Below are 12,968 nucleotides of genomic sequence, written 5' to 3'. Positions count from 1 at the left end.
AACCGAAAAGACTCAGTTGTAGCTGAAGCCAGCCTTGAACGATTCCATCGCCTTGGCCAGGATTTTCTCGTTGTCGCCGGACAGATCGCCGGAAGCGTTCACCGCGGCCAACACGTCGTGGTGGTTCGCGCGCACATAGGCGAGGAACGCCGCTTCGAAAGCCAGGGCTTTCTTCACCGGAACGTCTTCGTAGCTGCCCTTGTTCACCGCCCACAGGGTCAACGCCATTTCGGCGGTGGCCAGCGGCAGGAACTGCTTCTGCTTCATCAGCTCGGTCACCACTTCGCCGTGTTGCAGTTGCTTGCGGGTAGCCTCGTCCAGATCGGAAGCGAACTGCGAGAACGCAGCCAATTCACGGTACTGGGCCAGGGCCAGACGGATACCGCCGCCCAGCTTCTTGATCACCTTGGTCTGCGCGGCGCCGCCAACGCGGGATACCGAGATACCGGCGTTGATGGCCGGGCGGATGCCTGCGTTGAAGAGGTCGGTTTCCAGGAAGATCTGACCGTCGGTGATCGAGATCACGTTGGTCGGCACGAAGGCGGAAACGTCGCCGGCCTGGGTTTCGATGATGGGCAGCGCGGTCAGGGAACCGGTCTTGCCTTTCACTTCGCCGTTGGTCAGCTTGGCCACTTCGTCTTCATTGATGCGGGAAGCGCGTTCCAGCAGACGGGAGTGCAGATAGAACACGTCGCCGGGGTAGGCTTCGCGGCCCGGCGGACGGCGCAGCAGCAGCGAAATCTGACGGTAGGCGACGGCTTGCTTGGACAAGTCGTCGTACACGATCAGCGCGTCTTCGCCGATGTCGCGGAAGTATTCGCCCATCGCGCAGCCGGAGTACGGGGCGATGAACTGCAGCGCGGCGGCTTCGGAAGCGGTCGCGGCCACCACGATGGTGTGGCCCAGCGCGCCGTGTTCTTCCAGCTTGCGCACCACGTTGGCGATGGAGGAGGCCTTTTGGCCAATCGCCACGTAGATGCACACTACGCCGGTGCCTTTTTGGTTGATGATCGCATCCAGCGCCACCGCGGTCTTGCCGGTCTGGCGGTCGCCGATGATCAGCTCGCGCTGACCGCGGCCAACCGGAACCATCGAGTCGATGGCCTTCAGGCCGGTCTGCATCGGCTGGGATACCGATTGACGCGCAATCACGCCCGGCGCGATCTTTTCGATCGGGCTGGACAGCTTGGCGTTAACCGGGCCCTTGCCGTCGATCGGCTGACCCAGGGCGTTGACCACGCGGCCAACCAGTTCCGGACCTACCGGAACTTCCAGAATGCGACCGGTACAAGTAACTTCGTCGCCTTCCGAGATGTGCTCGTACTCGCCCAGAACCACGGCGCCGACAGAGTCGCGCTCCAGGTTCATCGCGAGGCCGAAGGTGTTGCCCGGGAATTCGAGCATTTCACCCTGCATCACGTCTGCCAGGCCATGGATACGAACGATGCCGTCGGTCACGGAAATCACGGTACCTTTGGTACGGGTTTCTGCGCCTTCGGCCAGGTTCTGAATCTTCGCCTTGATCAGATCGCTGATTTCAGAGGGGTTCAACTGCATGATCTCTCCTAATTCTTGAGGCTTACTGCCATGGCTTGCAGTTTGCCGCGCACGGAAGCGTCGATGACATCGTCGCCTACCAACACACGAACCCCGCCGATCAGGTCAGGGTTGTCACGCACATCAATCCGTACGGATTTGCCGTACTTCTTGGAAAGCGTGTCGGTCAGTTCGGCTTGCTGTGCATCGTTCATTGCAAACGCCGTTTCCACCACGGCATCCACAACGCCTTCCGCTTGCGCCTTGAACACTTCAAACTGTTCGGCGATTTGCGGCAGCAGCGTCAAACGGTTGTTCTCGATCAGCGCGGCCAGAAAACGTTTTACGTCTTCGTTGCCGCGCGCGCCCAGAACATCCAGCATCAGCGCCTCAAGCTCTTGTGCGGTATGTTTCGGATTGGTGATGACGGCTTCCAAATCCGGGTTCTTCACCATGGCAGCCAGCCACGACAGCGATTCCGACCATTGCTGGGTGGCGTGCTGCTCGGTGGCGAGGCTGTATACCGCTTCGGCATAGGGCCTAGCTACGGTAATGAGTTCTGCCATGAGTTAATTAAAACTCCGCTTTGATGGAGGCAAGCAGATCAGCGTGCTTGGCCGAGTCGATCTCTTTGCGCAGGATCTTCTCTGCGCCCGCAACCGCCAGGTCGGCCACTTGCGCGCGCAGGGTTTCCTTGGCGCGCAGGACTTCCTGATCGATCTCAGACTTGGCGTCGGCCACAATGCGCGCGCCTTCAACGCGTGCGGCATCCTTGGCTTCGTCCACGATCTGGCTGGCGCGCTTTTCAGCGGCCATCACGATTTCGGTCGCTTGCTGTTTGGCCTTGCGGAGTTCGTCCGCAACGCGCTTTTCAGCGGCTTCCAGATCTTGCTTGCCACGCTCGCCGGCGGCCAGGCCGTCTGCGATGCGCTTGGCGCGCTCATCCATCATGTTGGTAAGCGGAGGCCAAACAAACTTCATGGTGAACCATACCAGGATGGCGAACGTGATCGCCTGGCCCAGTAGTGTTACGTTGAATTCCACGCTTGTTTTCCTCCAGTAGTATTACTGCAACAACCAATTCCGCTTAAAAATTAAGCGCCGGCTTTCAGAGCGGCCAGAGCGGCGGACAGGAACGGGTTATTGAAGGTGTACAGCATGGCGATACCAACACCGATCATGGAGATGGCGTCAAGCAGACCGGCCAGAATGAACAGTTTGGTTTGCAGAACCGGGATCATTTCCGGTTGACGGGCGGAGGACTCGAGGAATTTGCCACCCAGGATGGCAAAACCCAGAGCAGTACCGATGGCGCCCAGGCCAATGATCAGGGCAGCGGCCAGTACGGTCATGGACTGGATCTGAGAAACGAGTGCTTCCATTGTGTATCTCCTAAGACTTAATCAAGGATGGTTGGTAAAAAAGCTAAAAAAACAAAGGTAAAACAAAGAAACCGGTATTAGTGCGCTTCCACCGCCAGGCTCAGGTACACGATGGTCAGCATCATGAACACGAAGGCCTGCAGGGTGATGATCAGGATGTGGAAGATCGCCCACGGCGCGCCCAGCAGCCATTGCAGGCCCCAGGGCAGCAGCGCGATCAGGATGAAGATCATTTCGCCGGCGTACATATTGCCGAACAAACGCAGGGACAGCGAAATCGGCTTGGCCAGCAGTTCCACCATCTGCAACAGGAAGTTGGCCGGAGCCAGCAGGATCTTGCCCACGGTGCCTTCCGCGTGGAAAGGCGCGGTGAACAGTTCTTTGGTGTAACCGCCCACGCCCTTGGCGCTGATGGAGAAGCCGATGATGCAGAACATCACGGACAAGGACATCGCGAAGGTGGCGTTCACGTCGGCGGACGGCACGACGCGGAAGTAAACATGATGCGGCTCGGCGCCGAAGAAGGTGTAACCCACCCACTGGGCCAGCGTCGGCAGCAGATCCACCGGCAGCAGGTCCATGAAGTTCATCAGGAAGATCCAGCAGAAAATGGTCAGCGCCAGCGGAGCGATCACCTTGCTCTGGCCGTGGAATACGTCGCGCACCTGCTTGTCCACCATCTCCACGATGCTTTCCACAAACAGCTGCAGCCGGCCCGGATTCTCCAGCTTGGCCTTGCGCGCCACGACAGCGAACACGCCGGCGAAGATGAAGGCGAGAACCAGCGAAATGGAGAAGGTATCAAGGTGCAGGCTCCAGAAGCCGGCGGAAGGATCCGAATTCCAGAAGGTGAGGTGGTGCTTGATGTAGTCAGTTGCGTTGCTTGCCATCGCTCATTTTCTCAATTTTTGATTAAAAGCCCGAACCAGTAGCCGGATACGGCGGCAAAAAATCCGCCAAAAAGACCGACTATCGATAAATCCTTGAAAAATACCAAAGTCGCACCAAATATCAGGATGGTGAGGACGTATTTGACGGCCTCTGCCCTGAAATGCGCTTTCATCAGTTCCGCGGGAGCGACATGGCGCTTGGCGTAGGCGATTCTGGCGTACACCAGAGCCGGCACCAAGGCCGACAATCCGCCAAGCAAGACAGAAACCGGAACGGCCAGGTTTCCTCCCCCTGCAACCATTCCGATCAGCAGCGCGACCCCCACCAGGGTGCACTGCAGGCGCAGTATACGCTTAACTTCTGGATTAACCATGTTTACCCAGCAAAAAAACCGCCGAATTATAGGCTTCACGCTTGATTTGCGTCAACTTGCCTGTCATTGACATGCTGCGTTGCAACAGTCTCATTTGCTTGAAGTTTTCTGCAGCTTTTCCAGCAAGCCTTCCAGCTCGTCCAGCGTTGCATATTCTATGACCAGCCTGCCGTTGCCGCGGTTTGCGTGACGGATGCTGACGCGCGCGCCTATGCGTTCCGACACCTGTTCCGCCAGCCGGCTCACGTCCGGGTCTGTCTGTTTTTGCTGCGGTGCAACTGTGGTTTTTTCCACAGCTTTCTGCTGTACCCTGCGCTCCACCTCGCGCACGGACAGGCCTTTCTCGCCCACCTCCTGCGCCAGATCCAGCTGCTCAACCACCGGCAGCGCCAGCAAGGCGCGCGCATGACCCATCTCCAGCCGCCCCTGATGCAGCATGGTCTGCACCGGCTCCGGCAGGGCCAGCAGGCGCAATAGATTGCTGACCGCGCTGCGCGAACGGCCCACCGCGTCGGCGGCGGCCTCGTGGGTCAAGCCGAACTCGTCGATCAGGCGCTTGAGGCCCTGGGCCTCCTCGATGGGGTCCAGTTCCTGGCGCTGAATGTTTTCGATCAGCGCCATCGCCAGCGCCGCTTCGTCCGGCACGCTCTTGATCACCGCGGGCACTTCGGACAAGCCGGCCTTGCGCGAGGCGCGCCAGCGCCGCTCGCCGGCGATCAGTTCGTAATCGCCAAAGCCGATTTCGCGCACCACCAGCGGCTGAATCACGCCCTGGGAGCGAATGGACGCGGCCAATTCGTCCAGCGCGCCCTCGTCCATGAAGCTGCGCGGCTGGTATTTGCCGGGACGGATGCTGTCGATGGGAAGGGAAGTCAATCTGTCGTCCACTGTCTCGGCAGTGGACAGGAGCGCGTCCAGGCCGCGCCCCAATCCTTTTAATTTGGCCATATCGCTTAGACGGAGGGGGTTGTGGTTGCGGGCTCTAGCCTGTCCGCCAGCTCTTGCGCCAGCGCAAGATAGGCTTGCGCGCCGCGCGAGGCGCGATCGTAGACCAGGCCGGGCAAGCCGTGGCTGGGCGCTTCCGCCAGCCGCACATTGCGCGGTATCACGGTGTCGAACACCTTGGCGCCGAAATGGCGGGCCAGTTGCTCGGACACCTGCTGCGACAAATTATTGCGCGCGTCGAACATGGTGCGCAGCAGGCCCATGATCTCGATCTTGGGATTCACCGCCACCCGCACCTTGCGCAAGGTCGCCACCAGATCGGACAGGCCTTCCAGCGCGTAGTATTCGCACACCATCGGGATCAGCACGCTGTGCGCCGCCACCAGCCCGTTCAGGGTCAGCAGATTCAGCGAGGGCGGGCAGTCTATCAGCACGTAGTCGTACTGCTCCTCCACCGCCTGCAGCGCGTTCTTCAGCCGCGCCTCGCGCGCCAGCTCGTTGACCAGCTCCAGCTCCGCGCCGCCCAGATCGCGGTTGGCGGGCAGCACGTCGTAACCGCCCTCCTTCGCCGGCTGGCGCGCGTCTTCGATCGACGCCTCGCCCAGCAGCACGTCGTAGCCGGACAGTTTCAGGGATTGCTTGGCGATGCCGCTACCCATGGTGGCATTGCCCTGCGGGTCGAGATCGACAATCAGCACGCGCCGGCCCAAGTCGGCCAGGCCCGCCGCCAGATTCACCACAGTCGTGGTCTTGCCGACCCCGCCCTTCTGGTTGGCGACCGCGATCACCCTTGAATTCATTGCGCACCCACCCCTTCCAGGCGCATTCTCACCAGATGCCGTTCGGCATCCAGGCCCGGCACTGTCACCGGCAATACTTCGGAAACCACCGTACCCTGCGGCAACAAGGCGATTTCCTCGTAAGGATAGACACCCTTCATTGCTACATATTGACCGTGATCCGCCAGCAGGTGGCGGGTCAGCTTGACGAACTCGGCCAGCTCGGAAAACGCCCGGCTGGTGATGCGGTCGAACTTCTGTTCCGGCTGGTAGGCCTCCACCCGCTCGGTCATCACCTGCACATTGGGCAGGCCCAGTTCCACCACCACCTGACGCAGGAAGGTGGTTTTCTTATGGTTGGAATCCAGCAGCACCACTTGCAGATCCGGGCGAGCGATCGCCGCCGGAATGCCGGGCATGCCGCCGCCGGAGCCGACGTCCAGCAGACGGCTGCCGCCGTCCAGATGCGGCACCAGGCTCAGGCTGTCCAGCAGATGGTAGCTGACCATGCGCTTTTCCTCGCGCACCGCGGTCAGGTTATAGGTCTGGTTCCACTTGGCCAGCAGCGCCAGATAGCGGTCCAGCAAATCGATTTGCGCGTCGCTCAGTTCCAGTTTCAACTGCGACAGGCCTTGTTGTAGTTCTGCGTTATGTGTCATGCGGTTTTCGTTGCGTCGGCAAAGCCGCGTTTCAGGTGGACCATCAAAAGAGCAACCGCCGCCGGGGTAATACCCTGGATGCGCGAAGCCTGCCCCAGGGTTTCCGGGCGTTGCTGGTTCAGTTTCTGCTGCACTTCCTTGGACAGGCCCTTGACCAGACCGTAGTCGATGTCGGCCGGCAGGCGCACGTCTTCAAGGTTGTCGCGGCGCGCCAGTTCTTCGTTCTGGCGGTTGATATAGCCTTGGTATTTGACCTGAATTTCCACCTGCTCGGCAACCGCCTCGTCCGCCACCGCGCCGCCGGCCTCCGGCAGCGTCATCAAATCGGCGTAGGCGACATTGGGCCGCTTCAGCAAATCGTACAGGCTGTATTCGCGCTCTATCGCCTTGCCCAGCAACGCTTGCAGCGCGGCGGCGTCGCTCAGGCGCGCCGGATGCAGCCAGGTGGCCTTCAGGCGGGCCTTCTCCGCCTCCACCGCGTCGCGCTTGCGGCAGAAGCTGTCCCATTGGGCATCGCCGATCAGGCCGTGTTGGCGGGCAATCTCGGTCAGGCGCAGGTCGGCGTTGTCTTCGCGCAACTGCAGGCGGAATTCGGCGCGGCTGGTGAACATGCGGTAAGGCTCGGCCACGCCCTTGGTGATCAGATCATCCACCAATACGCCCAGATAGGCCTCGTCGCGGCGCGGACACCAGCTAGCCTGATCCCGGGCGAACAGGGCGGCGTTCATGCCGGCCAGCAGGCCTTGGGCGGCGGCTTCTTCATAGCCGGTGGTGCCGTTGATCTGGCCGGCGAAGAACAGGCCCTGGATCGCCTTGGTCTCCAGCGAGGCCTTCAGGCCGCGCGGGTCGAAGTAATCGTATTCGATCGCGTAGCCGGGCCGCAGGATGTGGGCGTTTTCCATGCCGCGGATCGAACGCACCGCCGCCAGCTGGATGTCGAAGGGCAGGCTGGTGGAAATCCCGTTAGGGTAGAACTCGTGCGTGGTCAGGCCTTCCGGCTCCAGGAAGACCTGGTGGCTGTCCTTGTCGGCGAAGCGGTTGATCTTGTCTTCGATGGACGGGCAGTAACGCGGGCCAACGCCTTCTATCACCCCGGTGAACATCGGGCTGCGGTCGAAGCCGGAGCGGATGATCTCGTGGGTGCGTTCATTGGTGTGGGTGATCCAGCACGGCAGCTGCTTGGGATGCAGCGCGCGGCTGCCGCGGTAGGAGAACACCGGCTCCGGCGTGTCGCCCGGCTGCTCTTCCATCACAGAGAAGTCGACGCTGCGGCCGTCGATGCGCGGCGGCGTGCCGGTTTTCAGCCGTCCCACCGGCAGGGCCAGTTCGCGCAAGCGCGCGCCCAGCGTGGACGCGGCCTGATCGCCGGCGCGGCCGCCGGTGTAGTTTTCCATGCCGACGTGGATCTTGCCGGACAGGAAGGTGCCGGCGGTCAACACCACGGTCTTGGCGCGGAAGGTGATGCCGATGGCGGTGATGGCCCCGGCGACGCGGTCGCCCTCTATCAGCAGATCGTCCACCGGCTGCTGGAACAGCGTCAGATTGGGCTGGTTCTCCAGCATCTCGCGGATCGCCGCCTTGTACAGGATGCGGTCGGCCTGCGCGCGGGTGGCGCGCACCGCCGGGCCCTTGGAGGCGTTGAGGGTGCGGAACTGGATGCCGCCAATGTCGGTGGCCAGCGCCATCGCACCGCCCAGGGCATCCACTTCCTTGACCAGATGGCCCTTGCCGATGCCGCCGATCGACGGATTGCACGACATCTGACCCAAGGTCTCGATGTTGTGCGTCAAAAGAAGGGTGTCGCAGCCCATGCGCGCGGCCGCCAGCGCGGCCTCGGTGCCGGCATGGCCGCCGCCCACCACTATCACGTCGAAGTTTGTCGGATAAATCATGGCTTTGTCGGAAAGAGCAAATCGAACGGAAAAACGGCCTATTCTACGCCAAATCCTGAACCAGCGTAAGTCGTTGATTTCAATAAACCCAGCCGGTAACGACGGCGTCAAGCGCCGGTCACCCGATAGTCATATTAAAGACATCGCCGCGTCAAACAAGCTGCCTAGCATGGGACTCACCACAAAAGGGAGCAAAACATGCTGCTAAATGAACAGCTTGCCGTGAGCGCCAAACCGCGCCTAAGCGTGCGCGTGGCCAGTGAAGCGCGGGATATCCGCCGCGCGCAGAAGCTGCGCTTCGATGTGTTCGCCGGGGAAATGGGCGCGGAGCTCGGCTCCCGCGACCTGGGCATCGATTGCGACGAATACGACGAGTTGTGCGATCACCTGATCGTGGAGGATGCCGCCAGCGGCCTGGTGGTGGGCACTTACCGCATGCTGTCCCCGGCCATGGCGCGCCGCGCGCCCAGCCTGTATTCCGAACACGAATTCGATCTGACCCGGCTGGCCCACCTGCGCGCCGGCCTGATCGAAGTGGGCCGCTCCTGCGTGCACCGCGACTTCCGCTCCGGCGCAGTGATCGCCCTGCTCTGGTCCGGCCTCGCCGATTACGTGCAACAGCACGGCGGCCAATACCTGGCCGGCTGCGCCAGCGTCTCGCTGAGCGACGGCGGCCACCAGGCGGTCAGCCTGTACCGCCAACTGGAGGCCAAGCATCTGTCGCCGCCGGAATGGCGGGTGTTCCCCCACCTGCCGCTGCCGCTGGACCGGGTCCGCGACGACGCCCCCTCCGCGCCGCTGCCGGCGCTGATCAAGGGCTATCTGCGCGCCGGCGCCTATATCTGCGGCGAACCGGCCTGGGACCCGGACTTCAACTGCGCGGATTTCTTCATGCTGCTGCCCATGGGCCGGCTGAGCAGCCGCTACAACAAGCACTTCGTCGGCTGATCTGTACCAAGCTGCCAATGTAGATGCGCCGTCAGGCGCATCTTTCATTTTGCAGCCACAAGCCGCATGATGGACGAATTCACTGTCCGCCCAGCACCATCATGCCCAGGCCTCCCTCGGTAACCCTCGCCATTGCGCCCATCCTGCTCTTGCTCCTAATCCTCGCCAGCCTGCTCCAGAGCGCTTACCCGATGCTACGCGGCTGCGCCCTCATCGCCTTGCTGCTTTTTCTTGCTTGTGCCTCCCTGAGCCATACCCGCACAGCCATCCATACCGGTGTATTCCATGATTACAGATCACGGACAAACATCTTGAGACAAGACCGGTCCTTCCGTTTCTGGCTCCACGTTTCGATCTCTCTGATATTGGGCATAGGCGCATTGGCGGCTGCCGTTGCTTTACTTGCGCGGCTGTTCTCTTCGGCATAGCGGGAATAAAGCGGTGGGGCAGCAATGCTACAATCCGGCCATGAGCTACACCTTCGACACGGTGGGCGTGATCCGCTCGCCCTACCGCGAAAAATTCGGCATCCCGCGCCAGCCCTCGCTGGTCAACGCCGCCCGCATCACGCTGGAGCTGCTGCCGCCCTACGACCACCCCGACATGGTGCGCGGGCTGGACGCGTTTTCCCACGTCTGGATCAGCTTCGTGTTCCATCAAACCGCCGAGCGCGGCTGGCAGCCGCTGGTGCGGCCGCCGCGGCTGGGCGGCAACGCCAAGGTCGGCGTGTTCGCCAGCCGCGCCACCCATCGCCCCAATCCGCTGGGCCTGTCCCTGGTGCGGCTGCTGCGCGTGGACACCCAGCCCAAGGTGGTGCTGACGCTGGAGGGCGCCGATCTGCTGGACGGCACCCCGGTGCTGGACATCAAGCCCTATATTCCCTTCGTCGAAGCCCGGCCGGAAGCCCGCGGCGGCTTTGTCGACGGCCCGCCGCCGCAATTGAGCGTGGGCTGGGACCCCGCCGCGCGCGCGCAGCTGGCCGCCGAAGCCGACCTGCCGGGCGATTTCGCCGCGCTGGTGGAACAGGTGCTGGCCCAGGACCCGCGCCCGGCCTATCAAGACGACCCGCAGCGGGTCTACGGCGTGGCGCTGCACCACTGGAATGTGCGTTTCCGCGTGGAAAAAAACCATGCGCAAGTCATTGAAATTCAGCCGTTGACCCCGAACTAATCTTTTGCGCCCCAGTCATACCGGGGCGATACCAACCACTCAGGAAAAAAGCAAATATGACCACCCGCGCGAAGACGATCATGCTCGCCTTCACCATGGTTTCCATGTTGGCCGCTCCGTTCGCGGAAGCGGCCCGCCTAGGTAAAGGCAAGAGCGCCGGCATGCAGCGCTCGGCCCCCACCCGTTCTTACCAACAACAAACGCCGGCGCGCCCGGTTGCGCCGCCCGCGCAAGCGCCCGCTCCGGTTCAAGCTCAACCCAAGTCCGGCCCGGGCATCGGCACCGCCGTAGCCGCAGGCGCCGCGGGCGCGGCCGCCGGCTATATGCTGGGCTCCGCCATGAGCGACAAAGGCGGCCAGCAACAAGCGCCGGCCGCAGCCAACGGCAACGCCGATCCGGCGCTGGCGGCGCAAGCCCAAGGTCAGCAGCCGCAGAAGAGCGGCGGCATGCCCTGGGGCACGCTGGCCCTGCTGGGCCTGGTGCTGGCAGGCGGCTACATGTTCTTCCGCCGCAAGGCCGGCGCGGCGCGTCCGGCCATGGCTGCGCCGCAAGCAGCGGGCATGCCGCAGAATATGGGCGGCTATCAAGAACCGGCCCGTTTCGACTCCATCCCGAAAATCGGCTCCGGCCTGGGCGGCGCGCAAGCCGGCTTTGGCGGCGGCGCGATCAGCGAGGCGCCCGCGCGCCTGCCGGACGGCACCGAGACCCCGCACTTCCTGCGTCAGGCCAAGGCCACCTTCTTGCACCTGCAAAACCTGAACAGCACGGAAAGCCTCGAAGAAGTGCGCAAGTACATGACGCCGGACCTGTTCAACGCGCTGCGCGAAGACATCGCCGCCAATACCGAAGTGGCCGATTTCCCGCAACTGGACTGCCAGCTGTCCGAAGCCAGCATGGAAGGCGGCCGCTACATCGCCAGCGTGCGCTTCTCCGGCACGGTCAGCGAGGCCGTGGGCGCGTCGGCGGAGCCGTTCTCCGAATACTGGCACTACATCAAGGACGACAGCACCAACGGCAAGTGGTTGGTGGCGGGCATCCAACAGTAGCAAGCTTCTTAACATCTTTATCCAAACGGGCCGCATGGCCCGTTTTTTATTTTTAATGGCGATGCACTAAACTGGAATGCCGATTGCTTCAGGCAAAAAAACAATACCGGCCGTAGAGTCCGCGCCACGGAGGGCAGCTATTCCATGAAAGAATTCGAGCATGCCGGCTTGAAACTCGGCAGTCACTTCCAGCCTATCTACAGTCTGGCGCATCGCCGCACGATAGGCATGGAAGCTTTGCTGCGCGCCAGACAGGACACGTCCCCGCTGACGCCGGCGGAGGCTTTTTATTCCGTCGTCTCGCCCGAACGCCGCCACCAGCTGGATCTGGCGGTGAGCGAAGCCCATGCCGTCCGTTTCAGCCAGATGCAAAGCGATCATCCCTGCTGGCTGTTTCTCAATATCGACGCCGCGTCCTTGTCGCGGCCGGAACGCGCGATGGCACTGGCCAACGGCATCAAGGCCGCCGGGCTGGACCCCAGCCAGGTGGTGCTGGAAGTGTTGGAACATGTGCTGGAAGTGGACGAGGCCTTGATCGAAGGCGTCAATGTGCTGAAAAGCAGCGGCTTCCTGATCGCCATCGACGACTTCGGCGTCGGCCATTCCAATCTGGACCGCGTCTGCCAACTGGAGCCGGACCTGGTCAAATTCGACCGCCATTTGCTGCGCGCCGCCGTCCACCAGCCGCGCACCCGCAACCTGCTGGCCAAGCTGGTGCGGCTGATGCACGAAATTGGTGCCTTGGTGGTGGAGGAAGGGATAGAAACCGATCAGGACGTGCTGATCGCGCTGGAATCGGGCTGCGATTTGGTGCAAGGCTATTTCGTCGCCCACCCCAGCGATCAGCCGGATCAGGACCACGTCATCACGCCGCGCATCGACGAACGCTGGGACGAGCTGATGGCGCGCGAGCTGCTGAAACGCAAACTGACGCGACGCCAGATCGAGCTGGCGCGGCAATCCTTCGTGCAAAGCGCCATCTCGCTGATGCAGGGCACGCCGTTCGATCTGGCCGCCAAGCCCATGCTGGCGCTGCCGGACGTGGTGCGTTGCTTCCTGCTGGACAGCGCCGGACGCCAGATCGGCCGCAACCTGAACAGCCGCCAGCCGCGGGCCGCCGCCAATCCCAAGTTCGCGCCGCTGGTGGACACCACCGGCGCGGTCTGGTCGCGGCGCAGCTACTTTCAACACGCGGTGGATCAGCCCGGCGTGCTGTATATGAGCGAGCCTTATCTGTCCATGACCGACACCCGCTCCTGCGTCACCATCTCGATGGCGATAGAAATCGACGAGATCATGCACGTGCTGTGCGCCGACGTGCTGATTCCCCAGCACTGACGGCGGCCG

14 protein-coding genes are annotated in these 12,968 nt (G+C 62.4%); 4 read left to right on the top strand and 10 right to left on the bottom strand.

Translation table 11 applies throughout. The features are described 5' to 3' along the window. Nucleotides 1–12: 12 nt before the first annotated feature. From atpA to mnmG, 10 genes are all read right to left on the bottom strand, one after another. Complete coding sequence (atpA, locus tag QUG03_RS02255; RefSeq protein WP_107800956.1) at nt 13–1,557, bottom strand: F0F1 ATP synthase subunit alpha; 1,545 nt, start codon at nt 1,555–1,557, stop codon at nt 13–15. 8 nt (nt 1,558–1,565) lie between these two features. Next, a complete protein-coding gene (locus tag QUG03_RS02250; protein WP_043589588.1) occupies nt 1,566–2,102 on the bottom strand; it encodes a F0F1 ATP synthase subunit delta in 537 nt (178 codons plus the stop codon). 7 nt (nt 2,103–2,109) lie between these two features. Next, nucleotides 2,110–2,580, bottom strand: a complete 471-nt coding sequence (locus tag QUG03_RS02245; RefSeq protein ID WP_048410019.1) for a F0F1 ATP synthase subunit B — start codon at nt 2,578–2,580, stop codon at nt 2,110–2,112. A 50-nt stretch (nt 2,581–2,630) separates the two neighbouring features. Continuing rightward, on the bottom strand, nt 2,631–2,918 hold the full coding sequence (gene atpE / locus QUG03_RS02240; protein ID WP_019101091.1) for a F0F1 ATP synthase subunit C: 288 nt from the start codon (nt 2,916–2,918) through the stop codon (nt 2,631–2,633). 77 nt (nt 2,919–2,995) lie between these two features. Then, nucleotides 2,996–3,808 carry a F0F1 ATP synthase subunit A gene (atpB, locus tag QUG03_RS02235; protein WP_048413016.1) on the bottom strand — a complete coding sequence of 271 codons (813 nt, stop codon included), beginning with the start codon at nt 3,806–3,808 and terminating at the stop codon, nt 2,996–2,998. A gap of 11 nt (nt 3,809–3,819) precedes the next feature. Further along, nucleotides 3,820–4,182 (bottom strand): ATP synthase subunit I, encoded by a 363-nt coding sequence (locus tag QUG03_RS02230; RefSeq protein ID WP_048413015.1) that lies wholly within the window; start codon nt 4,180–4,182, stop codon nt 3,820–3,822. 90 nt (nt 4,183–4,272) lie between these two features. Next, the gene (locus QUG03_RS02225; RefSeq protein ID WP_500819250.1) at nt 4,273–5,130 is read right to left on the bottom strand and encodes a ParB/RepB/Spo0J family partition protein; all 858 of its coding nucleotides are present in this window, start codon (nt 5,128–5,130) and stop codon (nt 4,273–4,275) included. Nucleotides 5,131–5,135: 5 nt separating this feature from the next. Continuing rightward, on the bottom strand, nt 5,136–5,927 hold the full coding sequence (locus QUG03_RS02220) for a ParA family protein (protein ID WP_107800958.1): 792 nt from the start codon (nt 5,925–5,927) through the stop codon (nt 5,136–5,138). After that, nucleotides 5,924–6,565, bottom strand: a complete 642-nt coding sequence (rsmG, locus tag QUG03_RS02215; protein ID WP_048410014.1) for a 16S rRNA (guanine(527)-N(7))-methyltransferase RsmG — start codon at nt 6,563–6,565, stop codon at nt 5,924–5,926. The genes QUG03_RS02220 and rsmG overlap by 4 nt, the downstream gene beginning before the upstream one ends. Further along, on the bottom strand, nt 6,562–8,457 hold the full coding sequence (gene mnmG, locus QUG03_RS02210; RefSeq protein WP_227105522.1) for a tRNA uridine-5-carboxymethylaminomethyl(34) synthesis enzyme MnmG: 1,896 nt from the start codon (nt 8,455–8,457) through the stop codon (nt 6,562–6,564). Before mnmG ends, rsmG begins: the two co-directional genes overlap by 4 nt. A gap of 198 nt (nt 8,458–8,655) precedes the next feature. On the opposite strand from mnmG, the gene QUG03_RS02205 reads away from it, so the two are divergent. From QUG03_RS02205 to QUG03_RS02190, 4 genes are all read left to right on the top strand, one after another. After that, nucleotides 8,656–9,405, top strand: coding sequence for a GNAT family N-acetyltransferase (locus tag QUG03_RS02205; protein ID WP_107800960.1), 750 nt, complete (start codon nt 8,656–8,658; stop codon nt 9,403–9,405). Nucleotides 9,406–9,873: 468 nt separating this feature from the next. Beyond that, nucleotides 9,874–10,575, top strand: a complete 702-nt coding sequence (gene tsaA, locus QUG03_RS02200; protein WP_107800961.1) for a tRNA (N6-threonylcarbamoyladenosine(37)-N6)-methyltransferase TrmO — start codon at nt 9,874–9,876, stop codon at nt 10,573–10,575. A 56-nt stretch (nt 10,576–10,631) separates the two neighbouring features. Next, nucleotides 10,632–11,621 carry a Tim44 domain-containing protein gene (locus tag QUG03_RS02195; RefSeq protein ID WP_500819249.1) on the top strand — a complete coding sequence of 330 codons (990 nt, stop codon included), beginning with the start codon at nt 10,632–10,634 and terminating at the stop codon, nt 11,619–11,621. Nucleotides 11,622–11,765: 144 nt separating this feature from the next. Then, nucleotides 11,766–12,959: a sensor domain-containing phosphodiesterase gene (locus tag QUG03_RS02190; protein WP_107800963.1), complete on the top strand. Its 1,194-nt coding sequence runs from the start codon at nt 11,766–11,768 to the stop codon at nt 12,957–12,959. The last annotated feature ends 9 nt before the right edge of the window (nt 12,960–12,968 follow it).

The sequence above is a fragment of the Chromobacterium sp. CCUG 30098 genome (assembly GCF_059916605.1).
The sequence above is the reverse complement of the archived record's forward strand: the minus strand, read 5'-3'. Positions and strand labels throughout refer to the sequence as shown.